Genomic DNA, 24,436 nt, shown 5'->3' on the forward strand with positions numbered 1-24,436 from the left:
GGGCATGGCCCGGCTGCACACTGCGTCCGCCGTGCCGTTACTTTCCGTCGGCGCTGCGTTCGAAGGCCTTGGGCGCCGGCAGCTGCACCGGCACGCCCTTGTCATCGCAGGTGCCCGCCTGACACAGGCGATCGCGCAGCGCCGGCGTTGCCTGCACGATCATGTGATAGATCGTGTTCTGCTCCAGCGTGCCGCGGATCGCCTTGCTGCCGGGACCGCGCGCCCAGATGCCGACGTCCTCGCCACCATGCGATTCGGACTTCATCGGCACCAGCGCTTCCTGCATGTAGTCCGGATGCTCGGTGTCGACATCATGCAGGTCCGGACGCCCCTTGGCCGGCTCGAAGCTGCTCGGGTTGTGCGGGTAGCGCTTGCTGCCCGCCGGCTGCTGGTTGGTGCTGCCGGTGTGGCCCGGTCCATTGGCGTAGCTCAAGGTGGTGTAAGGCTGGCCGTTGCCGTCCAGCGCGTAGTCCAGCTTGCCGGCGCCGTCCTCACCGCCCTTGTCCTTCACCTTGCCCAGGATCGGGTTGCCGCGTGCGGGGTAGCCGACGAAGTTCAGGGTGTGCGAGTGGTCGGCGGTGACGATGATCAGCGTGTCGTCGGCCGACGTCATTTCCGACGCCACCCGCACCGCATCGGACATCGCCACGGTTTCGGTCAGTGCGCGATAGGCATTGCCGCTGTGGTTGGCATGGTCGATGCGAGCGCCTTCGATCATCAGCACGTAACCTTCCTGATGGCGCGACAGATTGGTGATCGCAGCAGCGGTCAGCTCGGCCAGGCTCGGCTCACCGGCCGGATCCTGTGGGCGCTCGTACTCGTAGCGCATGTGGTCCGGCTCGAACAGGCCGAGGATGGCCGGCGCATTTGCGGCGGCGGCCAGCTGCCTGCTGTTCCACACGTAGGCACCCTGCGGATGCGCCTGCTGCCATTCCTGTACCAGGCTGCGGCCATCCAGGCGCTGGCCGACCTTGTCGTCGTATTCCGGATCGCGCTCTTCCACGGTGGTGAATTCACCGCGACCACCGCCGAGCGCGACCAGCGGGCCGCGGCCATAGCGCGACGTGGACAGCAGCTGCTGGGCGATGTCCTTGCAGCCGGCGGCCTTGGCCGCTTCGGTCAGATCGGTGTCATTCTCCCAGTTGCGCTCCGGCGAGTGCGCGTAGGTGGCCGCCGGGGTGGCGTGGGTCAGGCGCGCGGTGGACACGATGCCGGTCGCCAGGCCGGCGCTGTCGGCCAGCTGCAGCCAGGTGAGCAGGCCCTTGGACAGGCTGTCGGCACAATCGGTGCGGGCGCCTGCGCTGACACCGATCGCGCCCATGTGGGTCTTCACGCCGGTGGTGATGGCGGTCATGGTGCCCGCCGAATCAGGGGTCTGCGAGTCGGTGTTGTAGGTCTTGCTGAACGCGGTGGCGGGGAAGCGTTCCCAGGACAGCAGGTTCTCTTCACCCGATCCGCCCTTCTTCTGGCCTTCGTAGATGCGCGCAGCGGCCACGGTGGTCAGGCTCATGCCGTCGCCGAGGAACAGGATGACATTCCGGGCCTTGCCGGCCATCGCGCCATTGGCGGCGGCCTGGGCGGCGCCGCTGCGGTACCACCATTGCGGCGTCTCGCCGGCCGGGTGTGCAACCGGCTCGACGGCGACCTTCAGGCCTGCCGGCGCGGAAGCGGGGGGGGTGCTGGCGCAGGCGCCGAGCAGCAGGGTGGTGGCACACGTGGCCAACAGGGAGACGGAACGGCGCATGGACGCTGGGATCTCACAAACTGTAACGGGACGTTCATTATGCCCGCCCTCGCAAGGCACGCCGATGACACACTGATTTGCCGGGCGGACGGTCGTTCTGCGGGCCGCCTTGGGCTATCGTGCCAGCATCCCTTCCTTCCCCTCTGGATTGCCTATGACGCTGGTCTCTGCCTGGCTGCGGATTCCATTCTGGCAGCGCGTGGTCGGCGGCTTCGTGCTTGGTGCGCTGGCCGGCTGGGCGCTCGGCCCCGCTGCGGAAACGTGGTTCGGTCCGCTCGGTGAGCTGTATGTCACCCTGATCAAGATGATCGCGGTGCCGCTGGTGTTCTTCGCGGTCATCAACGCGATCTCGTCACTGCATGGCCAGAAGTCGGTTGCAGCGCTCAGTGGCCGCACCTTCCTGTGGTTCGTGATTACCGCGGCGTTGGCGGTGTGCGTGGGCCTGGGCGTGGGCACCGTGCTGCAGCCCGGTGCCGGTGGCCTGCAGCTGTCCATGGCCAGCAACTATGTACCGCGCGAGGTTCCCAGCGTGGTACAGGTGCTGCTGGATGTGGTGCCGGCCAACGTCTTCTATGCACTGTCCGGCATCGGCACCCGGGTCAATGCCGCCGGCGAGACCGTGCTGGCCGCTGGCAGGGGCTCGATCCTGCCGGTGATCTTCTTCGCCGGCCTGGTGGGCTTTGCCATCGTCAAGCTGGGCGAGAAGGTGACCGAGGCGCGGAAGCTGGTCGGCCAGATGAGCGACATCATGATCCAGGTGACCCGCTTCGTGCTGGAAGTCACCCCGATCGGTACCTTCGGCCTGATTGCCGGCCTGGTGGGCAGTTACGGTTTCGAAAAGCTGCTGCCGCTGGGGCATTTCGTGCTGGCCCTGTACGTGGCCTGTGCGTTGCACATCGTGGTCGTCTACAGCGCGCTGCTGCTGGCGCACGGCCTGAACCCGCTGAAGTTCTTCCGCGGCGCGGCGCCAGGCATGCAGGTCGCCTTCGTCAGCTCCTCCAGCTTTGCCGCGATGCCGGTGGCGCTGCGTTCGATCACCCACAACCTGGGCGTCAACAAGGACTACGGTGCATTCGCGGTGCCACTGGGTGCGAGCATCAAGATGGACGGCTGCGGCGCGATCTACCCCGCGTTGTGCGCGGTCTTCATCGCCCAGTACAGCGGCGTGCCTTTGACGCCGGAGCAGTACGTGGTGGTGCTGATCGCCTCGGTGCTGGGCAGCTTCGGTACTGCCGGTGTGCCGGGTACGGCCGTGATCATGGCCACCGTGGTGCTCAGTGCCGCCAATCTGCCGCTGGAGACCATCGGTTACCTGTATGCCATCGACCGTATCCTGGACATGATGCGCACCATGACCAACGTGACCGGTCAGATGCTGGTGCCGGTGCTGGTGGCCAAGGAGACCGGCCTGCTCGACCAGTCGGTGTACGACAATCCCTCCAGCAACGTGGGCGTGGATGACCCGGACCCTACGCCGCCACGCAGCTGAGACGCCGCGCAGCGGCCTGTCATGCGAGAGATGAAGGCCCGCCGGACTGGCGGGCCTTTTCGTTGGGGGCGTGCCCGCCGGGCCAGGGAAGGGAAGACGCATCCCAGGCATTCCGCGGGCAACGAAAAAGCCGCTGCAGGGCAGCGGCTTTCAGCTATCAGGCGGTGCCTGGAAAGGCGGCGTCAGAGCTCGACGCGGCGCGCCTGCATGAACTTGTTGCCCCAGTAGCCGCTGAGCAGGGTGTCCACCCGGACATCCTTGCCTGCGCTCGGGGCATGCAGGAAGCGGCCGTCACCCACATAGATGCCGACGTGGTCGACCCGGCCCTTGCGACCGAAGAACACCAGGTCACCCGCGGCCAGGGCGGCACGGTCGTTGATCAGCTCGGCGTTGTTGTCGTGTGCCATCTCGCGGGAGACGCGCGGCAGTTCGATGCCCAGCGCCGAACGGAAGACGTAGCCGACCAGGCCGCTGCAGTCGAAGCCGCTGTCCGGATTGCTGCCACCCCAGCGATAGGGGGTGCCGAGCAGGGTCATCGCCCGCCGCAGCAGCGACTGCACCTTGCCATTGTCGGCGGCGCTGCCGACAACGCTGCCATTGGCAGCGCTGCTGGTGTCGTAGTTGGCGAGCAGGCGGCTCAGATCGCCGGCGACCATGGCCGAGCGGTCCATCAGCGGAATGGTGTCGTTGGCGGCCAGGTGCGGCAGCAGGGCGGCCAGCGTGGCACTGGCGGCTGCATCGGTGCGGCTGCGCTGGGGGGCCGCGGCGTCGGTCTTGCCCGTCACACGTACGCCATTGTCGGTCGCCGGGACCGGAGCAGCGTCGGCGCGTGAGGGAACGGTCTGCGACCAGGCGGGGAGGCTGGTCAGGCACAGTGCCAAGCCGAGAAGAACAGGGCGGACACTACGCGGGGAAGCGGCGGTCTGGCCTTTGCACGTCAGGTCGTCAGTCGTCACGCGTCGGTCACAGAAAAAAACGATGGGGCATCATGCCCTGTAAAAGCACTGATAAGTTAAAAATTCCGTTATAAAACCGTTATTTCCACTGTGACGTATTTCTCAATTTTGAACATGTCGCCTGTTCATTTTAGCGAAGGACGCGTTTGGCCCCTGTGTAGTGGTCCTTCCAGTAGGGCCCGCTGAGCGAGTCCAGGCGCACCGTGCCGCCGGTGCTGGGGGCGTGCACGAAGCGCCCCTCGCCGACATAGATGCCGACATGGGTGACGTTGCCGCGGCTGCCGAAGAACACCAGGTCACCCGTGGCCAGACGCTTCGGATCGATCCTCGGGCCCTGTACGGCGGCCAGGTCGCGCGAGGTGCGCGGCAGCTTCAGATCCAGCATCTCGCGGTAGACATAGGCGACCAGGCCGCTGCAGTCGAAGCCCGATTCGGGGGTGTTGCCGCCGTAACGGTAGGGCGTGCCGACCAGGCTGATGGCACGCATCAGTACTGAATTGGCGGCCTCGGGATTGTCCGGGGTGGTCGCCGGCCAGTGCGCCGACGGCGGGGGCGCCGCCGTCCGGGTGGCCTTGCCGCCGCCGCAGGCGGTCAGCAGCAGGGGCAGGACCAGCAGCAGGGCGGGCACGGACAGCCGGCGCGGGCCGGACGAAACTGGCGTGATGTGCATGTTCTCCGGATAATGCGCCACCTTGGATTGGCCGTCATGATGGCGGCGTCCCCGCCGGGCGACAACCCGCCCCAACCCGTCTGCCTCCGGCAGAACCAGACAGAGTCGCGCATGAAGATCGAAAAAGACCGCGTTGTCCGCTTCCACTACACCGTTTCCGAAGTCGGCCAGGAGCCGATCGAATCGTCCAAGGACCGCGGCGAGCCGCTGGCGATCCTGATCGGTCACGGCAACATCATCCCGGGCCTGGAAAACGCCATGATGGACAAGGAAGCCGGCGCCACCTTCAGTGTCGACGTCACGGCGGCCGACGCCTACGGCGAGCGCCGCGAAGGCCTGTCCCAGCGCGTGCCGAAGAAGCACTTCGGCAATACCAAGCTGGCGCCGGGCCAGCAGGTCGTGCTGCAGACCAACTTCGGCCCGCGTGCGGTGACCGTGCAGAAGGTCGGCATGAGCGTGGTCGACGTCGATCTCAACCATCCGATGGCCGGCAAGGACCTGCACTTCGACGTGGAAATCGTCGACGTCCGCGAAGCCGGCAAGGAAGAGATCGAGCACGGCCACGTTCACGGCGACGGCGGTCACGCGCACTGATCGCCCTGCGATCGTGACGGTAGCAACGGCCCGCTTCGGCGGGCCGTTGCATGTCTGGAACACCGCGCGCTCGTCCACGGCGCGCAGGCGGGCTGCATAATGAAGGACCTGCCCGCCGGATGTCCTGTGAACAGCGCTTCGTCTTCCCTGCAGCCGGTCGCCTCCGGCGACCGCATCGCCGTGCTGGACATACTGCGCGGGGCCGCGTTGCTGGGCATCCTGCTGATGAACATGGAGGCCTTCAGCGGACCGCTGGACCTGGCATTCACCGGTATCGACGTGCGTTGGCAGGGGATCGATTACTGGGCCGACGCCTTCGTCTATGTGTTCGTGCAGGGCAAGTTCTTCACCCTGTTCTCGCTGCTGTTCGGCGCCGGATTCGCAGTGATGGCACAGCGCGCCGAGACCGCCGGCCGCGAGTTCACTCCGTTCTATCTGCGCCGCAGCGCCGGGCTCATGCTGATCGGCCTGTGCCACGCGCTGCTGGTCTGGTCCGGCGACATCCTGGTGCTCTACGCGCTGGCGTCGCTGCCCCTGCTGGCGTGCCGCGAGGCACCGCGCAGCTGGCTGCCGTGGATGGGCGTCATCGTCTACCTCGGTGGCGCGGCGATGATGATGCTGCTCGGTGCCATGGTTTCACTGGCGACGCCGCAGGACGCGCAGCAGATGCTGGTCGACGCGCAGCAGAGCATCGCCCGGGAGCGCATGGTCTACGGACACGGCAACTGGATCCAGGCCTGCATCCAGCGCCTGCATGAGTTTGGTTCGTCGATGGGGGCGCTGCTGATCACCGGCCCGGCGGTACTGGGCATGTTCCTGATCGGCAGTGGACTGGCCGGCAGTGGCGCGCTGGCCGCGCCGGAACGCCATCCGCGCCTGTTCGCGGCGCTGCGCTGGGTCGCCTTGCCGCTGGGCCTGCTGGTCACCGTGCTGGGTGTGGCCTGGAAACCCTACCTGGCACCCGGTGCCTACGACCTTGGTGTGACCTCGGCGATGGCGCTGGTGATGATCGGCGCGCTGCCGATGTGCCTGGGCTACCTCGCCTGGATCGTGCAGTGGCGCGCGCGGCTGGGCTGGCTGGCGCCGGTCGGCCGGATGGCGCTGACCCACTACCTGGGGCAGTCGCTGTTGTGCACCTGGGTGTTCTACCACCATGGCCTGGGCTATTTCGACGTGATGCCGCGCAGCGTGCAGCTGCTCTTCGCTGTGCTGCTGTTCGCCGCGCAAGTCGCGCTTTCCCATGCCTGGCTGCGCCGCTTCCGCTTCGGACCGATGGAGTGGCTGTGGCGGGCGATGACCTATCGCCAGTGGCCGCCGATGCGCCGCGAGGCTGGAAGGGGCTGACCGATGCAGGGGGCGCGCGATGACGTGATCGTGATCGGTGCCGGTGCCATCGGCCTGGCGACTGCGCTGGCGTTGTGCGGACAGGGACGGCAGGTACGGGTGATCGATCGTGGCCGCGTGGGCGCAGCGACGTCGTACGGCAACTGCGGCACCGTCACGCCCAGTCATGCACCGCCCCTGGCCGCGCCGGGTGTGCCGCTGCGTGCGTTGCGCTGGATGCTCGACCCACGCGCGCCACTGTATGTGCGCAGCCGCCTCGATCCCGCGCTGTGGCGCTGGCTGCTGCAGTTCAGCGCGCGCTGCAATGCGCGGCATTGGCTGCAGGCCACGCGCGCGCGCGCTGCGCTGTTGAATGATTCCCGTGTGCGCCTGGCCGAATGGGTGGGAACCCATGGGCTGGACTGTGAATTCGAGACGCGCGGCCTGGATTACGTGTTCGGTGATGCACGCAGCTTCGATCAGCATATCGCCCAGTGCGAGGCGCTGGATGCGCACGGCATTGCGACCCGCTGCATCGATGGCGGCCACTACGCACGCGACAATCCGGCGTTCCATGATCGGCTTGCCGGTGCGATCCATTTCCCCGGCGACGCCCAGCTGCGCCCGGACCGTTTCACTGCGGAGCTGGCGCGGGTACTGCGTGCGCAGGGCGTCGAGATCGACGAGCAGGTCGAGATGCAGGGTTTCAGCGGCGACGTACACGGGGTCCGGGTACAGGCCGGCGGACGCACGCTGCGCGCGCGCGAACTGGTGCTGGCCACCGGCCCGTGGTCGCCGCGATGGGCACGGCTGCTCGACCTGCGGGTGCCGATCCAGCCCGGCAAGGGGTACTCGCTGACCTGGTCACGCCCGCCGCTGGTGCCGGCCCGTCCGGTGGTGCTGAAAGATCACTCCGTGTTCGTGATCGCCTGGCGCGACGCGCTGCGACTGGGGGGCACGATGGAATTCGCCGGTGCCGACCCGCAGCTGCGTGCGCAGCGCCTGCAGACGTTGCAGCTGGCCGCTGATCGCCACCTGCGCATGCCTCGTGGCGCGCAGCTGCAGGAGCAGTGGTGCGGCTGGCGTCCGATGAGCGTGGACGATGTACCGTTGATCGGCCGCGCGCCTGCGCATCCTCACGTCTGGCTTGCGGCAGGGCATGGCATGCTCGGCATCAGCATGAGTGCCGGCACCGGCCAGCTGATCGCCGATCTCGTCTGTGGCCGCACGCCAGCGATCGATCCTGCCCCTTACCGACCCGAGCGATTCCGATGAACACGGCTTCACATGATTACGACCTGATCGTCCTTGGCGGCGGCTCTGCCGGCCTGGCCGGCGCCATCCGTGCCGCGCAGTACGGCAAGCGCGTAGCGCTGCTGGAACCCGGTGAACTGGGCGGGACCTGCGTCAATGTTGGCTGCGTACCGAAGAAGGCGATGTGGCTGGCCGCCGATCTGCACGAGCGTATCGGCCTGGCAAGCGCGATGGGCTTCGATGTGCCGCCACGACCGGCACTGTCGTGGAAGGAACTGGTGATCCATCGCCAGGCCTATATCAGCAACATCCATACCAGCTACCACAAGCGTCTGGATGAAACCGGCGTCGTCCGCATCCCGGCGCGCGGCCACCTGCTCGACGCGCACACGGTGGCCTGCAGCGACGGGGTGCGCTACACCGCCGACCACATCCTGATCGCCACCGGAGCGCACCCGCAGCGTCCGGACATCCCCGGCGCGGAGCTGGGCCTGGTATCCGACGACTTCTTCGAGTTGCGTGCGGCCCCGGCCGAGGTCGCGATCATCGGCGGCGGCTACATCGCGGTGGAGCTGGCCGGGCTGCTGCAGGCGCTGGGCAGCCGGGTGAGCCTGCTGGTACGCGGCAAGCGCCTGCTGGAACGCTTCGACTACGAGCTGACCGATCAGCTGGCAGAAAACCTCCGCCAGCAGGGCGTGCGCATCTACTTTGATTACCGCCTGCGCGAACTGCAGCGCGACGGTGAGCGCGTCCGCGCCTTCGGCCATGATGGCCCCATGGACAGCGTGTTCGACGCGGTGTTCTTCGCCACCGGCCGCCGTGGCAACAGCCGGGGCCTGGGCCTGGAGGCGCTGGGCATCGACATCGGCGAGCACGAGCAGGTGCAGGTGGATGAATGGCAGACCACGGCGGTACCCAGCATCCATGCCGTGGGGGATATCGCGGGCAAGGTGGGCCTGACCCCGGTGGCGGTGGCTGCATCGCGTCGGCTGATGGACCGTCTGTTCGGTGGCCGCCCACAGTCGAAGATGGACTATGAGAATGTGGCCAGCGTGGTGTTTTCGCATCCGCCGCTGGGGGCGGTTGGCATGGGTGAGGAGGAGGCGCGTGCCTGCTTCAAGCAGGTGACGGTCTATCACAGCCGTTTCCGGCCGATGCTGCAGGCACTGGCCAACGGTACCCAGCGCAGCCTGTTCAAGATGGTCTGCGCCGGGCCGGAAGAGCGCGTGGTGGGGGTGCACCTGCTGGGCGAGGCCGCGGACGAGATCCTGCAGGGCTTCGCGGTGGCGGTGAAGATGGGAGCGACCAAGGCCCAGTTCGATGACACGGTGGCGATCCACCCGACCTCCGCAGAGGAAGTGGTGCTGATGCGCTGACGCTGCGGTTGCCGCGTCGGGCCATGCGACAATGGGCGTCCACACGCACCCCCGGGCCGCCCTGCGCGGCCCGCCGCTGTTCCCATGTCAAGCTCCTCCCCGCGCATCGCCACCGCATCCCCACGCATCGCCCTGGGGGGAATCGGCCTGGCGGCGATCGGCGCCGTTGCCGCATCCGGCAAGGCGGTGATCGTCAAGCTCGGCCTGCGCCACGGTGTCGATGCGACCACGCTGCTGGCGCTGCGCATGCTGATGGCACTGCCCCTGTTCGCACTGATGGCGGTGTGGGCTTCGCGCCGTGTCGAGCCGCTGTCGTGGGCAGACCGGGCGCGCGTGCTGTGGCTGGGGTTCACCGGCTACTACCTGTCCAGCCTGCTGGATTTCCAGGGTCTGCAGTACATCAGCGTCACGCTGGAACGATTGATCCTCTACCTCAACCCGACGCTGGTGCTGCTGATCAACGTGCTGCTGGCGCGACAGCGGCCAGGGCGCTGGCAGGTCGCCGCGCTGGTGCTGAGCTACCTGGGGGTGCTGCTGGCGTTCGGCCACGATCTGCAGCGGGAGGGAGGGCAGATCATCGTCGGCAGCCTGCTGGTGCTGGGCAGCGCGCTCAGCTATGCGCTGTACCTGTTCGGCAGCGGCCAGGTGGTGGCACGGATCGGCGCGGTGCGCCTGACCGCCTATGCCAGCTGCGTGGCCAGCGGTCTGGTGCTGCTGCATTTCGCCATCACCCATCCGCTGCCACTGCTGTGGCAGGCACCTGCACCGGTGCAGTGGCTGTCGCTGGTCAACGCCACGGTCTGCACCGTGCTGCCGGTGCTGGCGATCATGCTGGCGGTGCAGCGCGTGGGTTCCTCGCTGGCAGCGCAGGTCGGTATGCTGGGGCCTGTTTCCACCATCGTGATGAGCCTATGGCTGCTCGACGAACCGATGGGGCCGGCGCAGATCGCCGGCACCGTGCTGGTCCTGCTCGGCGTGCTGCTGGTGACGCGTCTGCGCCGCTGACGCCGGACCAGGCGCGCGCGCGCATCCTGGCGGTGATCCACGCGATCCCGCCGGGACAGGTGATGGGCTATGGACAGGTAGCGATGCGCGCGGGCCTGCCGGGGCGGGCACGCCTGACGGCACGCATTCTCGGCCAGAACGATGACCCGACACTGCCCTGGCACCGCGTGCTGCGCTCTGACGGGCGCATCGCCATGGCGGAGGGGTCGGCGGGCTGGCGGGAACAGTCGCAGCGGCTGCGCGCGGAAGGCGTGGTGGTGGAGAACGGCCGGGTGCGGATGCCGGCGTCCGACCCGGCGGCGGCGCTGGATGCCGCCGTGTGGGGACCGGGCTGAGCGCGACCGGGGTCTGAACGGGCCGCACGCGGCAGTCGCCGACACGACACGACGGTGCGGCTATGATGGAGACCGTTCCATGCCGGTGTCCCCATGTTCCCGCGACTGCCAACCGTCACCAAGGCCCTGCTGATCGCCAACGCGATCCTGTTCCTGTTGCAGCAGCCGTTCCTGCTCGGCAACCAGACCTTCGAGCCGTTCATGCTGCAGCCGCTGCAGCAGGGCTTCGATGCGTTCTCCCCGGGTGGCAACTTCCAGCCGTGGCAGCTGCTGACCTACGGCTTCCTGCACGGCAGCTTCGGCCACCTGTTCTTCAACATGCTGGCCGTTTTCATGTTCGGTGCGCCGCTGGAACAGACCTGGGGCGAGAAGCGCTTCCTGCTCTACTACCTGGTATGCGTGGCCGGCGCCGGCGTCTGCCAGCTGCTGGTGGGGACGCTGCTGGAGAATCCGGCCACGGTGCTGGGCGCGTCCGGTGGTGTGTTCGGCCTGCTGCTGGCGTACGGCATGTTGTTCCCGAACCAGCGGGTGATGCTGCTGTTCCCACCGATTCCGATGAAGGCGCGCACGTTCGTGATCCTGTTCGGTGTCGGTGAACTGGTGCTGGGCATGACCGGCTGGCAGCCGGGCGTGGCGCACTTCGCGCACCTGGGTGGCATGTTGTTCGGCTGGCTGCTGATCCGCTACTGGCGCGGCCAGCCACCGTTCAACAAGCGCCGTCCCCCCGGCCCGCCGAACCGTCCGAATCATCTGCGCAGCGTCAAATGATCCGCAGGGTCATTTGATGCAGCAGGTGCCAACCGTGGTTGGCACACCCCTACAGATCCTGCAGGATCACCTGCGCGGCATTGTGGCCCGGCGCGCCGGTCACGCCGCCGCCGGGATGCGTGCCTGAACCACACAGGTAAAGCCCGGGCAGGGCACCGCGGTAGCCGGCCTGGCCGATCATCGGCCGCGCCGAGAACAGCTGGTTGGGACTGAGCGCACCGTGGAAGATGTCGCCGCCCACCAGGCCGAACGTCCGCTCCAGATCCAGCGGTGACAGCACTTGCCGACCGAGCACGCTGTCGGCGAAGCCGGGCGCATACCGATCGACGGTGGCGATCATCAGGTCGGCGACGGTATCGCGATGCGTGTCCCAATGCCTACCCCCGGGCAGGACCGGTGCCACATGCTGGCAGAACAGGCTGGCGACGTGCTGGCCCGGTGGCGCCAGCGAATCGTCGAGGGTGCTGGGAATCAGCATCTCCACGATCGGCTCGCGCGACCAGCCGTCGCGCCGCGCATCCAGCCACGCGCGGTCCATGTAGTCGAGGCTGGGCGCCATGATGATGCCGGCACTGAGGTGCTCACCGGCGCCGGGCAGGGCGTGGAAGTCCGGCAGCCGCGACAGCGCCACGTTCATCCGGAAGGTGCCCGAACCGCAGCGCCACTGCGCCATGCGTTCGCGCGTCGCCGCGGGCACCTGCTCCGGGTCCAGCAACTGCTCGTAGAGCAGTTTTGGATTGACGTTGGCCACCACCACGCGCGCGCGCAGTACGTCCCCGCCGGCCAGCTCAACGCCCACCGCGCGTCCGTGCTCGACCAGCAGCCGCTTCACGCCGGCATCCACGCGCAGTTCTGCGCCGGCCGCGCGCGCCGATGCAGCGATGGCCTGGCTGATCGCGCCCATGCCACCGATTGCATGGCCCCAGGCACCCTTCACCCCGTTGCATTGGCCGAACACGTGGTGCAGCAGGACGTAGGCACTGCCGGGCGTGTACGGACTGGCGTAGTTGCCGACGATGCCATCGAATCCGAACAGGGCCTTGATCGGCTCGCTTTCAAACCAGCGGTCCAGATAGTCGGCGGCCGACAGGGTGAACAGATCAAGCAGCTCCTGGCGCAGGGCAGGGGACAGTGCCGCCAGTTCCCGGCCGAGCCGGCCCATCCGCCACAGTGCCGGCAATGCGCGCCAGCCGCCTGCGACGCCGAGGTCCGGCGGCGCGCGCAGGGCCCAAGCGCGCAGCACGTCGGCGAAGACCTCCAGCCTCGCCTCATAGGCTGGCAGGCGCTGCGCATCCCGTTCGGAGAACTTCGCCACCTCGGCCTGGGTACGGCCGGGTGCCGACAGCAGATAGCGGCCGTCAGGCAACGGCAGGAAATTGTTGGCCGGGCGGGCGACGACGCGCAGGCCATGCGCGTGCAGCTGCAGCTCGTCGATCACCTTAGGCTGCAGCAGCGAGACGGTGTACGAGGCGACCGAGTTGCGGAAGCCCGGATGGAATTCCTCGGTGACCGCTGCGCCGCCGAGCACGCCACGGCGTTCGAGCACCAGTACTTTCCTGCCGGCACGGGCAAGATAGGCCGCGCAGACCAGGCCATTGTGGCCGCCGCCGACGATGACCGCATCCCACGCGGTCATGCGGTGCGGATCGCCGCTTCGATGGTGGCGATGTCGATCTTCTTCATCGGCATCATCGCGTTGAAGGCGCGCTTGGCCAAGGCCTTGTCCGGGCTGGTCACCGCTTCGATCAGCATGCGCGGACTGATCTGCCATGAGATGCCCCAGCGGTCCTTGCACCAGCCGCACTGGCTCTCCTGCCCGCCGTTGCCGACGATCGCGTTCCACAGGCGGTCGGTCTCGGCCTGGTCCTCGGTCTGGATCTGGAACGAGAACGCTTCGCTGTGCCTGAACGCGGTGCCGCCGTTGAGCCCGACGCAGGGAATGCCGCAGACGGTGAACTCGACCGTCAGCACGTTGCCCTCCTTGCCGTCCGGATAGTCACCCGGTGCGTGATGCACGGCCGTTACCGCGCTGTCGGGCAGGATCCCGGCGTAGAACGTGGCGGCCTCGAGTGCTTCGCTGTCGTACCAGATGCAGATCGTGTTCTTGTGGGCCATGGTCGGGTTCCGCTGCAGGACGAAGGCGCAGCGATAGCATGCCGCGTGTTAATGGCGGATCGTGCTGCATGCGCAAAAAAAAGGGCGCCCGAGGGCGCCCTTCGTGTCACGGCCGGCTGGCTCAGCGCCAGACCTTGATCTGCTCGGCATCGCTGCGCTGCATCGGCTGGCCGGCCTTGCAGCTGAAGGTGGCGCCGAACGCCGGGAGGTTGGCCAGCGTGCCGTTGGTGCGCCACATGCCCGGCGCGCGGATGTCGGCGGTCAGGCGGCGTGCGGCTTCGTTGGGCGACAGCTGCTGCGCCCACAACGCGGCCCACGCACGGAAGAAGCCCTGCTGCTGGGCCGGCTTGGCCTTCGGCTCCTGTGCGGTGTAGGCCGCCCAGGCCAGTTCCAGGCCGGCGATGTCGGCCAGGTTCTCTTCCTGGGTCAACGTGCCATTGACCTTGGCGCCCTTCACGCCCGGGAACTCATAGGCGCCGTACTGGGCGGCCACACGGCTGCCGAGCAGGGTCCAGGCCGTCTTGTCGGCCGGCGTCCACCAGCTGCGCAGTTCGCCCTTGGCATCAACCATCGCGCCCTTGGCATCGATGGCACGGGTCAGCTCGTGGCCGACCAGGCCGCCGAAGCTGCCGAACTTGTCGGCGCTGTCGGCCTTGGCGTTGAACACCGGGCCCTGCAGTATGGCCGCGGTGACGATCAGGCGGTTCTGCGCCAGGTCATAGGCCAGCGACGGCTGTTGCGGCAGCACGTCCCAGCGACGGTCGGCATTGCCCTTGCCGATGCGCTTCATCTCCTCGCGATGGCGCCAGGTCGAGGCGATCAGCATGTTGCCACCGAACGAGCCGCGGCCCATCGGCTGCACGGTGTAGTCGAGGTCGCGCAGCGGGGTGCCGATCTCGATCTTCAGCGCCGCCAGCTTGGCCTGTGCTTCAGCCTTGGCTTCGGCACTCATCCACGTGCTGTTCCTGACGGCCTCGATCTGCACCTCGCGGACCTTGTCGACGATCCATGCCGCCTGCCGGCGGTCTTCGGCCGAGAGATGGCGGGCAGCGTACTCGCGGCCGACCATCGGACCGGCCGCCACATTGATGGCATCGAGCACCGCTTCCCAGCGCTGCGGCGGCAGCGTCTGCCCGCGCAGTACGCGGCCGCGGAACTCAAACTCGGCGTCCCGGTAGGCTTTGGACAGGTACGGCGCCATCGAGTCGCCCACGCGCCAGCGCAGGTAGGCCTTCCACTGGTCCGGCTTGAGCTTGGTGACCATGCCATCCAGCTGCTGGAACAGGCCCGGGTCGGCCAGCGATACCAGATCGTCGTTCACACCCTGTACTTTCAGGAACGCCTCCAGCTGCAGGTTGCGGTAGCGGCTGTTGAGTTCCTTGGTGGAGATCGGCGCGTAGTTGTTGAACGGGTTGTTGATGCCGGCCAGCGACTGTGCATTGCGCGCCAGCTCGGTTTCCAGCGCGATCACCGCCTGCGACTCCGCATCGAGCTTGGCTGCCGGCGTACCGGTCAGCGCCAGGATCTGCTTGACGTAGGTGCGGTAGCGGCCCATCAGCGCCACGGTATCGGCATCGGTGCGGGTATAGAACGCCGGATCCGGCAGGCCCATGCCGCCCTGCATGAAGTAGCCGATATGACGGTCCAGTGCCTTCAGGTCGACGTCCGGACCGAAGTTGAAGGCGACCGGGATGCCGACCTGATGGAGTGCAGCGATCGACGCCGGCACATCCTTGGATTTCTTGATCGCATTGATGCGTGTCAGCAGCGGCGCGATCGGATTGGAGCCATCGGCTTCCACCGCCGCCTCGTCCAGGCCGCTGGCCCAGAAGTCGCCCAGCAGCTTCTGCACGTTGCCCTGCGGCGACGTCATGGCCGCATCGAGCAGTTCGCGCTGTTGCTGCCTGCTGCGCTCGACCAGCTGGCCCAGCGCGGTGGTGGCTCCTGTCTGCGGTACCGGGTTGGCCTTCAGCCAGCCAGCGTTGGTGGCGCCGTAGAAGTCGCTGCACTGGGCACTGACGGCCGGGGCGCGGGCGGCCTTTTTCTTTGCGGCGAACGCATCATGGCTCGGGACCAGGGTCGCCAGGCTGATGCCCAGGGCGATGGCAAGCGGACGGAAATTGGGCATGTAGAACGAATCCATGATGGATTGAGGGCGGGCGCACTATAGCAAGCCGCGCATGGGCGCAGCATGCACGTATCACGGTATGCCTGGCGGCCGTGGCGGGTCGCGCAAAAACAAGGGCCCGGGAGATCCCGGGCCCTTGCAGGTCTGCCTTGGCGTCAGCCGTGGCTTACCAGATCACCACCTGCTGCTCGCCGCTGCGCGCCATCGGTGCACCGGCCTTGCACTGGAACGCGGCCGCGAAGGTCGGCAGGTTCGAGGGCGCGCCCATCGCGCGGAACTGCGCCGGGGCGTGCGGATCGGTGGCCAGGCGGACCTTGGCGTTTTCCGGGGTGTACTTGGTACGCCACACGGTGGCCCAGTTGAAGAAGAAGCGCTGATCGCGGGTGAAGCCGTCGACCTTCGGATCTTCCTTGCCGGCCGAGGCCTTCTGCAGCGCATCGTAGGCCGTGGCCAGGCCACCCAGGTCGGCGATGTTCTCGCCCAGGGTCAGGTGGCCGTTCACGGCCTGGCCGTCAACCTTGTACTGGTCGAACTGCTTGACCAGCTTGCCGGTCAGGCCTTCGAAGTTCTTCTTGTCGGCCGGCGTCCACCAGTCTTCCATGTTGCCGGTCGGCCCGAAGCGCGCGCCCTGATCGTCGTAGCCATGGGTCATCTCATGGCCGATCACCGCACCGATGCCACCGTAGTTCAGCGCATCGTCTGCCTTCGGATCGAAGAACGGCGGCTGCAGGATGGCGGCCGGGAACACGATCTCGTTCTGCAGCGGGTTGTAGTAGGCGTTGACCGTCTGCGGGGTCATGCCCCACTCGGTCTTGTCCACCGGCTTGCCGATCTTGGACAGGTTGAACTTGTAGTTGAACTCGTTGGCCGCACGCACGTTGGCCAGGTAGCTGTCGCGCTGGGTCTGCAGGCCCGACCAGTCACGCCACTTGTCCGGGTAGCCGATCTTCGGAGTGAAGGTTTCCCACTTCGCGATGGCCTTGGCCTTGGTTTCCTCGCTCATCCAGCTCAGGCCCTGGATGCGTTCCTTCAGCGAGGCAGCCAGGTTCTTCACCAGTTCTTCCATCTTCGCCTTGGCTTCCGGCGAGAAGGCAACCTTCACGTACAGCTGGCCGAACGCTTCGCCGGCATCGTTCTCGATGGTGCCCAGCACGCGCTTCCAACGCGGCTTCTGTTCCTTCTGGCCGTTGAGGGTCTTGCCGTAGAACGCGTAGTTCTCCTGGACGAAGGCATCGGCCAGGTACGGCGAGGCGCCATCGACGGTGTGGAAGCGCAGGTAGGCGCGCCAGACCGACGGGTCGGTGTCGCCCAGCGCCTTGCTCACTTCCTCATGGAAGGCCGGCATCGCCAGCGAGAACTTCTCCGGCGCAGCAACGCCCTGCGACTTGAAGAACTCGGTCCAGCTGAAGTTCGGTGTCAGCTTGTCGGCGTCAGCCAGGGTGACCGGGTTGTAGTACAGCTCCACATTGCGCGACAGTTCGACGCGCGACTTGGACGCCTTGGCCAGGCGGGTCTCGAACTTGACCACGTCCTCAGCCTGCTTGGCGGCGTCGGCTGCCGGGACGCCGGACAGTTCCAGCACCTTGGCGACGTGCGCCTGGTAGGCCTTGAGCTTGTCGGCGTTCTTGGCGTCGGTGTAGTACGTGCTGTCAGGCAGGCCCAGGCCGCCCTGGCTGGCGTAGGCCAGGTTCATGGTCGAGTTCTTGAAGTCGGCCTCGGCGCCGAAGCCGAACAGCACGTTCTCGCCCTTGGCTGCGCTGGTGCGCAGGTAGTCGGCGATGGCGGCCTTGTCCTGCAGGCCGTCGATGGCGGCCAGGTCGGCCTTCAGCGGCTCGATGCCCTGGGCGTTGATCTTGGCCTCATCCATGCCGGTGGCCCACAGGTCGCCGACGATCTTCTCGATGTGGCTCGGGTTCTTGACCTGCGCGACCTGCTCGGCCAGCTGGTGCTGCACTGCCACCGAACGCTCGTCGAGGATGGTGAACGCGCCCCAGCTGGTGCGGTCGCCGGGAATCTCGTTGGCGGCCAGCCACTTGCTGTTGACGTAGTCGCCGAATGCGGTGCAGGCGTCCAGGTTGGTGTCCAGATCGCTGGGCTGGAAGGCGTTATAGGCCGGCAGCTTGCTCTCATCCAGGGTGTAGGTGGTGGCTTCGGCGGCGGCCGGGGCAGGCGCAGCGGCCTCCTTGGCCGGGGTTTCGTTCTTGCCACAGCCGGCCAGCACGGCCGACACGGCCAGGCTGAGCAGCACGATCTTGGGAGTACGCGTGATCACTATGTTTGGCCTCCAGGCCGAGTGAGTCAGGGAAGAGCCGCGGGGACGGCCGTGGGCCGAACGATACGCCGCCAGCCTACCCCGCAAGGGTGTCGAAGGTCATGGGCGGGTGCAAGGGCCTGCATCGGGCCCTGCAAAAGACAGACCCGGCAAAAGCCGGGTCTGTCGGGGTGCTGCGGACTACGGCCCTATCAGAACTTGTACTTCAAACGCACGAACGGGGTGCGGCCGTACAGGTCGTACTGGGTGGCAAAGGCAGCGGTGTTGCCGTAGCGGGTGCCGGCGCCGGTGGAGATCAGTGCCGGCTTGGTGTTGAACACGTTGGCCACGCCCACCAGGATTTCCCAGTCGGCCTGCTTGTAGCTCAACGAAGCGGTGTGATACACGCGAGCGTCGGCGACCAGGTCGCGGTACGAGTCCGGACGGCCCTGGTAGGTGAAGCGCGAGTTGAGGTTGGTGTTCTCGGTCTTGCCGATGTACTGGGTCAGCCAGTTGTATTCCCAGTCGCCGCGGGTCAGGGTCAGGCCCAGGTTGGCAACCAGGTCCGGACGGCCGATCAGGCCAAGCTGATCCGAGGAGGCCAGGCCGCTGGCCTCGGCGCTGTCGAACAGCTGTGCCACGTCTTCCACGGTGTAGGTGACCTGCGAATCCAGGGCGAACTTGCCGAAGCCGAACTCATGTTCCCAGTTCAGGGTCATGTCCCAGCCGCGGGTACGCTGCTGGTTGATGTTCAGGTACTGGGCGTAGATGTTGCGGATCGAATTCGCGTCCGGGCCGGTGGTCGGGTTGCGCTCCAGCAGGTCGCAGTAACGGTTCGGGAAGGTGTTCGAGCCGTAGCAGCCGGTGGTGATGTCCAGTGCGCCCAGCGAGGTGATCTGGCCGCGGATATCGTAGTCGAAGTAGTCGATCGCCACGCTCAGGTCAGCGAACGACGGAGTGAACACGATACCGGCGCTCTTGGCGCGGGAGGTTTCCGGAACCAGGTTGCCGGCGCCGCCGCTGGTGAACACGGTGGCACTGGAGCCTGCGCCGATGTAATCGCCCGGGATGCCGGCGGCACCGCAGTTGGCACGGATGTTGGTGTTGTCGCTCTCTTCCCAGCGGATGCAGGGATCGATCGCGGTCTGGGACTGGAAGCCGGTCTGGTTGCCCAGGTACAGCTCGTACAGGCCCGGTGCACGATAGGAGGTACCGACGGTACCGCGCAGACGCAGCGACGGGATGATCTGCCAGTTCAGGCCCGCCTTCCAGACCTTGTCGCTGCCGCTGACCGAGTCGTACTTGAAGATGCGGCCCGAAGCGTTGGCGGTGAGCGATTCGATACCGGTGACGCCCTTGATCAGCGGGATGTCGAACTCGACGAAGGCTTCCTTCACCTTGTCGTTACCCTTGGTCACGTCGGCCGTCGAGGCACCCCAGAGATCCTTGTAATTGGCGTCCGGCGTATCTTCGATGGAGTAGTAGCGGTACTCCAGGCCGAACGCAGCACCCAGCGCACCTGCGGGAAGGTCGAACAGTTCACCGGAGAAGATCGCATTGACCGTCACCGTGTCATAGGTGGTCTTGCCGGTGGCGGTGATGCCCAGGATGTCGACCAGTTCGTCAACCTTGGCGCCGCTCAGGTAGCCCGGGTCGAAGTAGTTCGCTGCCGGCGTTTCGCCAGCGTTCGGATTGGTCAGGTCGCCGGTGATCGAGTTACGGATGCCCAGCGAGCTGTACTTGCCGCTGGAGCGGCTGGCATTGGCATTGACTTCCCAGCCCCAGCTGCCGGTGAACAGGCCATCGAACTTGTTCGCCAGGTAGTAGTAGTCGACCTCGGTCTGCGAGGACGACTTGAACGGCAGGACGGGCTGGGCGTAGCCATTGGTGGTGCCCGGGGCCTCGACAGTCGGGAAGAACTGGCGCCACTGGAAGTTGTTGGTCTTGCGGTTGTTGTAGAGGAACTGGGTCTTCCAGTTGAACCCATCAAAACCGAAGTCCGAAGCGAAGTAGGCCGACTTGCGCTCCTGGCGGTTGATGATGTGAGCCTGACCCCATGCATCGAAGTTCAACGGTTCTTCGTAGTAGGCGACCGGGCTGCCGTTGGCGTAGGTGCGGTTGGCGCGCGGGCGATAGCCCGGGAACGGACCCACGGTGCTGCCGTCCGGCGAGGGAATGTAACGGATCGGCGAGTCGTACTCATCGATGACGTTGATGAGCAGGTTGTTGCAGTTCGCAAGCTTGGTCCCGGCGGTGATCGAATGATCCTGCCGGTCGATGCGGTTGCCGTTGGCGTCCTTGATCAGATCATTGCCGCAGTTCAGGAAGTCGCGGTCGCCGCGGGTCAGCTCGTTGTGGCGGTACCATTCGACGGCAGCGACGATGCTGCCCTTCTCGAAGTTCCAGCCATTGGCAAGCGAGCCCTGGAAGACTTCACCGCCACCTTCGGTCGGGATACGGCCGGTGACCGTCAGCTCCGGGCGCTCGAAATTCTTCTTGGTGATCAGGTTGACCACGCCGGCCACGGCGTCGGAACCGTAGATGGACGAGGAACCGTCCTTCACGATTTCCGCACGCTGCAGGATGGCGGTGGGAATGACGTTCAGGTCGAATGCGCCGACCGCGCCGCGGGTACCGGCCGGGCCCGGACGCTGGCCGTCCAGCAGCACCAGGGTGCGGTTGGCACCCAGGCCGCGCAGCGAGAACGTCTGCACGCCGGTACCACCGTCAACGACGAAGCCACCGAACTGGTGGGTGATCTGGGTTTCAGCAGCACCGATAGCGGACTTCTGCAGGAACTCGCCCACCGACACCTGGCCTTGGGCAGCGTTGTGCTCGGTGTCGATGGTGAACACCGGCGACGACGTTTCGTAATCCGCACGACGGATCAGCGATCCGGTGACGGTGATCTTGTCAAGGTCGGTGGCGCGCTGGTTGTGGGAGGAAGTGCTTGACGCCGCGGCTTCCTGCTGGGTGGTCTCCTGGGCCAGGGCCGGTGCGGCCTGCAGGCAGGCCAGCACAGCAAGAGTGAGCGGGACGCGGCTTGGCTTGATGTGGCGGTTGGCGTTGCGCATTTCGATGTGATCCCCACTTGTTATGCTTCGGTTAATGGAGTGTATGTGCCGCGTAAAGTAAATGCAACATGAATGGAGAATTGCTGTAACCCGTTGTTGCTAAGGGGAAATTCAGTGAACGGCGCATGAAAAAACCCCGCCGGGTTCAAGCCAGCGGGGTCCATGAACGGGCCAGCGTCCGGTTGCTTACAAGCCGCCCGGTCCGCACTCCTTGCTGAGGAAGTCCGCCATCAGCGGCAGCGTCGCGCGGTAGTGGCTGGGGTACCACGGCATGCTGTGCGGCATGTCCGGAATCAGTTCGAAGCGTGCGGGCACCTTGTCCTTGACGCCGTTGTAGAAATTCCTGGCGTGGGACGCGGGGGTGCGCACATCGCGGTCTCCCACGAAGGTCAGCAGGGGGATGGCGGCCTTGGCGGTGTTCTGCATCGGGTCCATGCCCTTCACGGTCTGTCCCTGCAGGATGCGCTGCAGACGGTTCTCGCTCCAGGAAACACCCAGGCGGGCGAGGTCGGTTACGGGGGCGCCGGCAATAGCGCATTGATAGGGCGACGGGCTGCGCACGACCGCAGCGGCCGAGGCGAAGCCGCCGTAGGAATAGCCGAAGATCGCGATGCGGTCCTTGGCCGCTATCCCCTGCTGCACAAGCCAGGCAGCCGCATCATCGTTGTCGTCCTGCATCGTCAGGCCCCACTGCTTGTCGCCGGCGATCCAGTGCTCACGCCCGAACCCGGTTGAGCCGCGGTACTGCGGCCGGATCACCGCGTACCCGCGCGAGGTGAAGAACGGTACCCAGCCGGACGCATCCCAGCCGGTGTAGTCACGGGCCCAAGGGCCGCCGTGCGGATGGACCAGCGCCGGCAACGCCGCGTCACCGTTCTTCCAGCCTGCGGGCAGGTCGACGATGGCGGGAATCTTGCGGCCGTCGCGGGCCGTGTACGTCACCCAGCGCTGCTCGCCGATCTGCTTGCCGTCCACCCAGGGGCGTTCGCTGCCGAGTGTTGTGACCTGCTTGCGATCCACCAGGATCTGGTAACTGGTGGGCGAGCTCGCGCTGTTGGTGGTGAACAGCACGCGGGACAGATCATCGTTGTAACCGGTGATGGCGATGTACTTGCCCGGATACGCCTGCTTGAGGCCGTCGTACAGGGCCTTCATCTGCGGATCGACATAGACCGCTTCACGGCGCGGGCCGTCGACATAGAAGCCCAGCACCTGGTTGAAGTTGCTGGGCTTGGTGCCCAGGATCAGGCCGCCGATCGGATACTCGGGATGAGCCGCCAGCGGTTCGTTGTCAAACGTTCTGCTGGCTGGGTCGTACAGTCGGGCCTGTACCTGGTCGGAGAACTTGTCGGTGAGGATGTACAGCTTGCCGTTCTGGTCATCGATGCCGACCACCTCCATCGTGTAGCGATCGGACAGGCGGGTGGTCAGCGTGTCGTGCTTCTCGAACTGGCCGCTGGCCTTGTTCTTGACCAGGATCTGCTGCTCGTAGTCGTTCGAGCCGGCCGGCTCGATCTGCGTACGCGTCAGCAGCTCGCCGTTGCGCGGGTGGAACAGGCCCGGGGTGGAGCGGGCGTCGCCACGGAACAGCAGCTCGGTCTGCCCGGTCTTGAGGTTGAACAGGTAATAGCTGGCCGAAAAATTGGTCTGGTTGATCTGCGAGATGATCACCTTGTCCGGATCCAGCGGAAGCGAATGCACCAGGGACGCGGTGCCGGCCAGCTCCAGGCAGCGCTGGGTCTGTTCGCTGATGCCGAGCTTGCGGGTGTTGTCCGCGAAAGCCTCGTCGAACTTTGTCTGGCTGCTGTCGGTGAGGAATGCCTTGGACAGGAACGTCTTGGTTGAGCCGACCGAGTTGCCTTCACCGCAGCCGGACAACTGCGCGGTCAGCTCCTGTCGGCCGATCACCAGGCTGCGACCCGCCTTGAGCGCGCTGGCGGCAATGAACTTCATGCGATCACCGGAAGGCGTGATCGCCACGGGCGCCGAACCGGGCACGTCCAGGTTCCAGTTGGCCAATGCGGTATCGCCATTGTTGCTGCCCGGCGCAGCAATGATTGCAACCAGCTGCTTGCCGTCAGGGCTCATGCTGACAGACTGGATGGCCGGGATCTTGGCGAAATCCTCGACCGGCAACGGTGTGGCGGAGGCGTGGATGACGTGCAGGCCAAGCAGCAGTGCGGTGGTGGCACCCAGGCGGGCACGCGTGAGGCGGGTTTCCATGATCGACAGTTCCTTGTGGCGATTCGCATCAAGATGACCGGAAGATGAACGAGTGCTGCCCTTCCGTCAACTGCACGTGAAAGTTTCCACCTGTGCACCCAGCGGGGCAGAGAGGCAACAACGCCGCCGTGGGGCGCCGACTTGAGAATCCATGCGCGGATCTGGGCAATCCTGAATCAAGTCAGCTTGCGCCCAGCTTGTATGATGTCGGGTTCTCCTTCCTGACTTTCCGCCGGAGCCCGCAGTGAACAGTCCGACCCGTCGTCCCCATGCAAGCCAGGTGCAGAAGGGGCTGGCACCGCACGCGCGCATCCGCAACGTGATCGCGGTCGGCTCGGGCAAGGGCGGTGTCGGCAAGTCCACCACGGCCGTCAATCTGGCGGTGGCGCTGCAGCAGCTGGGCGCGCGGGTGGGCGTGCTCGATGCGGACATCTATGGCCCCAGCGTTCCCGCCATGCTGGGCCTGTCCGGCCGCCCGGAAAGCCCGGACAACAAGAGCATCGAACCGCTGCGTGCCTTCGGCGTGGACACCATGTCGATCGGTTACCTGATCGAGGAAGACACGCCGATGATCTGGCGTGGGCCGATGGCGACCTCGGCAATGACCCAGCTGTTCAACGACACCCTGTGGGACGACCTCGACTTCCTGTTGATCGACCTGCCGCCCGGCACCGGTGACATCCAGCTGACGCTGACCCAGAAGATTCCGCTGGCCGGTGCGGTGATCGTCACCACGCCGCAGGACATCGCCACGCTGGATGCGAAGAAGGCACTGAAGATGTTCGAGAAGGTCGAAGTGCCGGTGCTGGGCATCGTCGAGAACATGGCGGTACATACCTGCAGCCAGTGCGGCCACGTCGAGCACCTGTTCGGCGAGGGGGGCGGGGAGCGCATGGCGGCGCAGTACGGCGTGCCGCTGCTGGGATCGCTGCCGTTGCAGATCGGCATCCGTGAGCAGGGTGACGCAGGCACACCGATCACCGCCGCGCAGCCGGATTCCCTGCCGGCCCAGGCCTATCGCCACGCTGCGCAGCGGCTCATCGAGGAAGTGGGCAAGCGCCCGCGTGCCTCGATCCCGATCCTGTCGTCGCTGCTGTAGGGACCGGCCGGGGAGGGCGGTGGCGCCCGGCC

18 protein-coding genes are annotated in these 24,436 nt (G+C 66.4%); 9 read left to right on the forward strand and 9 right to left on the reverse strand.

Annotated features, from left to right (window positions below):
- Window positions 1-37: 37 nt before the first annotated feature.
- Window positions 38-1,744: an alkaline phosphatase gene (locus ACVOJ1_RS00440; protein WP_346479883.1), complete on the reverse strand. Its 1,707-nt coding sequence runs from the start codon at window positions 1,742-1,744 to the stop codon at window positions 38-40.
- A 154-nt stretch (window positions 1,745-1,898) separates the two neighbouring features.
- Here ACVOJ1_RS00440 and ACVOJ1_RS00445 point away from each other — a divergent pair, with 154 nt between their 5' ends.
- Window positions 1,899-3,233: a dicarboxylate/amino acid:cation symporter gene (locus tag ACVOJ1_RS00445; RefSeq protein ID WP_065181834.1), complete on the forward strand. Its 1,335-nt coding sequence runs from the start codon at window positions 1,899-1,901 to the stop codon at window positions 3,231-3,233.
- Window positions 3,234-3,415: 182 nt separating this feature from the next.
- Here the strand turns inward: ACVOJ1_RS00445 and ACVOJ1_RS00450 are convergent, their stop codons facing one another.
- Window positions 3,416-4,189: a C40 family peptidase gene (locus ACVOJ1_RS00450; protein WP_053516803.1), complete on the reverse strand. Its 774-nt coding sequence runs from the start codon at window positions 4,187-4,189 to the stop codon at window positions 3,416-3,418.
- Between the two features lie 130 nt (window positions 4,190-4,319).
- Window positions 4,320-4,859 (reverse strand): C40 family peptidase, encoded by a 540-nt coding sequence (locus ACVOJ1_RS00455; RefSeq protein ID WP_053516860.1) that lies wholly within the window; start codon window positions 4,857-4,859, stop codon window positions 4,320-4,322.
- Window positions 4,860-4,970: 111 nt separating this feature from the next.
- Here ACVOJ1_RS00455 and ACVOJ1_RS00460 point away from each other — a divergent pair, with 111 nt between their 5' ends.
- The 7 genes from ACVOJ1_RS00460 (at window position 4,971) to ACVOJ1_RS00490 (ending at window position 11,514) form a co-directional block, all read left to right on the forward strand.
- Window positions 4,971-5,453 carry an FKBP-type peptidyl-prolyl cis-trans isomerase gene (locus ACVOJ1_RS00460; RefSeq protein ID WP_053516805.1) on the forward strand — a complete coding sequence of 161 codons (483 nt, stop codon included), beginning with the start codon at window positions 4,971-4,973 and terminating at the stop codon, window positions 5,451-5,453.
- Between the two features lie 99 nt (window positions 5,454-5,552).
- On the forward strand, window positions 5,553-6,797 hold the full coding sequence (locus ACVOJ1_RS00465; RefSeq protein WP_346475679.1) for a DUF418 domain-containing protein: 1,245 nt from the start codon (window positions 5,553-5,555) through the stop codon (window positions 6,795-6,797).
- A gap of 3 nt (window positions 6,798-6,800) precedes the next feature.
- Window positions 6,801-8,051 carry an NAD(P)/FAD-dependent oxidoreductase gene (locus ACVOJ1_RS00470; protein ID WP_263175210.1) on the forward strand — a complete coding sequence of 417 codons (1,251 nt, stop codon included), beginning with the start codon at window positions 6,801-6,803 and terminating at the stop codon, window positions 8,049-8,051.
- The gene (gene gorA / locus ACVOJ1_RS00475; protein ID WP_065181838.1) at window positions 8,048-9,406 is read left to right on the forward strand and encodes a glutathione-disulfide reductase; all 1,359 of its coding nucleotides are present in this window, start codon (window positions 8,048-8,050) and stop codon (window positions 9,404-9,406) included. Before ACVOJ1_RS00470 ends, gorA begins: the two co-directional genes overlap by 4 nt.
- Before the next feature lie 84 nt (window positions 9,407-9,490).
- The gene (locus ACVOJ1_RS00480; RefSeq protein ID WP_065181839.1) at window positions 9,491-10,411 is read left to right on the forward strand and encodes a DMT family transporter; all 921 of its coding nucleotides are present in this window, start codon (window positions 9,491-9,493) and stop codon (window positions 10,409-10,411) included.
- A complete protein-coding gene (locus tag ACVOJ1_RS00485; RefSeq protein WP_229765798.1) occupies window positions 10,318-10,746 on the forward strand; it encodes an MGMT family protein in 429 nt (142 codons plus the stop codon). Before ACVOJ1_RS00480 ends, ACVOJ1_RS00485 begins: the two co-directional genes overlap by 94 nt.
- Before the next feature lie 93 nt (window positions 10,747-10,839).
- A complete protein-coding gene (locus ACVOJ1_RS00490) occupies window positions 10,840-11,514 on the forward strand; it encodes a rhomboid family intramembrane serine protease (RefSeq protein WP_053516819.1) in 675 nt (224 codons plus the stop codon).
- A 49-nt stretch (window positions 11,515-11,563) separates the two neighbouring features.
- Here ACVOJ1_RS00490 and ACVOJ1_RS00495 read toward each other — a convergent pair whose 3' ends face one another.
- The 6 genes from ACVOJ1_RS00495 to ACVOJ1_RS00520 all read right to left on the reverse strand — a co-directional run bounded on the left by ACVOJ1_RS00495 (window position 11,564) and on the right by ACVOJ1_RS00520 (window position 23,305).
- A complete protein-coding gene (locus ACVOJ1_RS00495) occupies window positions 11,564-13,150 on the reverse strand; it encodes a phytoene desaturase family protein (RefSeq protein ID WP_346479884.1) in 1,587 nt (528 codons plus the stop codon).
- Window positions 13,147-13,629: a VOC family protein gene (locus ACVOJ1_RS00500; RefSeq protein WP_053516822.1), complete on the reverse strand. Its 483-nt coding sequence runs from the start codon at window positions 13,627-13,629 to the stop codon at window positions 13,147-13,149. Before ACVOJ1_RS00500 ends, ACVOJ1_RS00495 begins: the two co-directional genes overlap by 4 nt.
- A 121-nt stretch (window positions 13,630-13,750) precedes the next feature.
- On the reverse strand, window positions 13,751-15,757 hold the full coding sequence (locus ACVOJ1_RS00505) for a M13 family metallopeptidase (RefSeq protein ID WP_346479885.1): 2,007 nt from the start codon (window positions 15,755-15,757) through the stop codon (window positions 13,751-13,753).
- 166 nt (window positions 15,758-15,923) lie between these two features.
- Complete coding sequence (locus ACVOJ1_RS00510; protein WP_180876129.1) at window positions 15,924-18,026, reverse strand: M13 family metallopeptidase; 2,103 nt, start codon at window positions 18,024-18,026, stop codon at window positions 15,924-15,926.
- A 194-nt stretch (window positions 18,027-18,220) separates the two neighbouring features.
- Window positions 18,221-21,082 carry a TonB-dependent receptor plug domain-containing protein gene (locus ACVOJ1_RS00515; protein WP_346479886.1) on the reverse strand — a complete coding sequence of 954 codons (2,862 nt, stop codon included), beginning with the start codon at window positions 21,080-21,082 and terminating at the stop codon, window positions 18,221-18,223.
- 186 nt (window positions 21,083-21,268) lie between these two features.
- Window positions 21,269-23,305, reverse strand: a complete 2,037-nt coding sequence (locus tag ACVOJ1_RS00520) for an alpha/beta hydrolase family protein (protein ID WP_128988869.1) — start codon at window positions 23,303-23,305, stop codon at window positions 21,269-21,271.
- A gap of 244 nt (window positions 23,306-23,549) precedes the next feature.
- Here ACVOJ1_RS00520 and apbC point away from each other — a divergent pair, with 244 nt between their 5' ends.
- A complete protein-coding gene (apbC, locus tag ACVOJ1_RS00525; protein ID WP_053516830.1) occupies window positions 23,550-24,404 on the forward strand; it encodes an iron-sulfur cluster carrier protein ApbC in 855 nt (284 codons plus the stop codon).
- Window positions 24,405-24,436 lie beyond the last annotated feature (32 nt).

The sequence above is a fragment of the Stenotrophomonas sp. STEN225 genome (assembly GCF_056756445.1).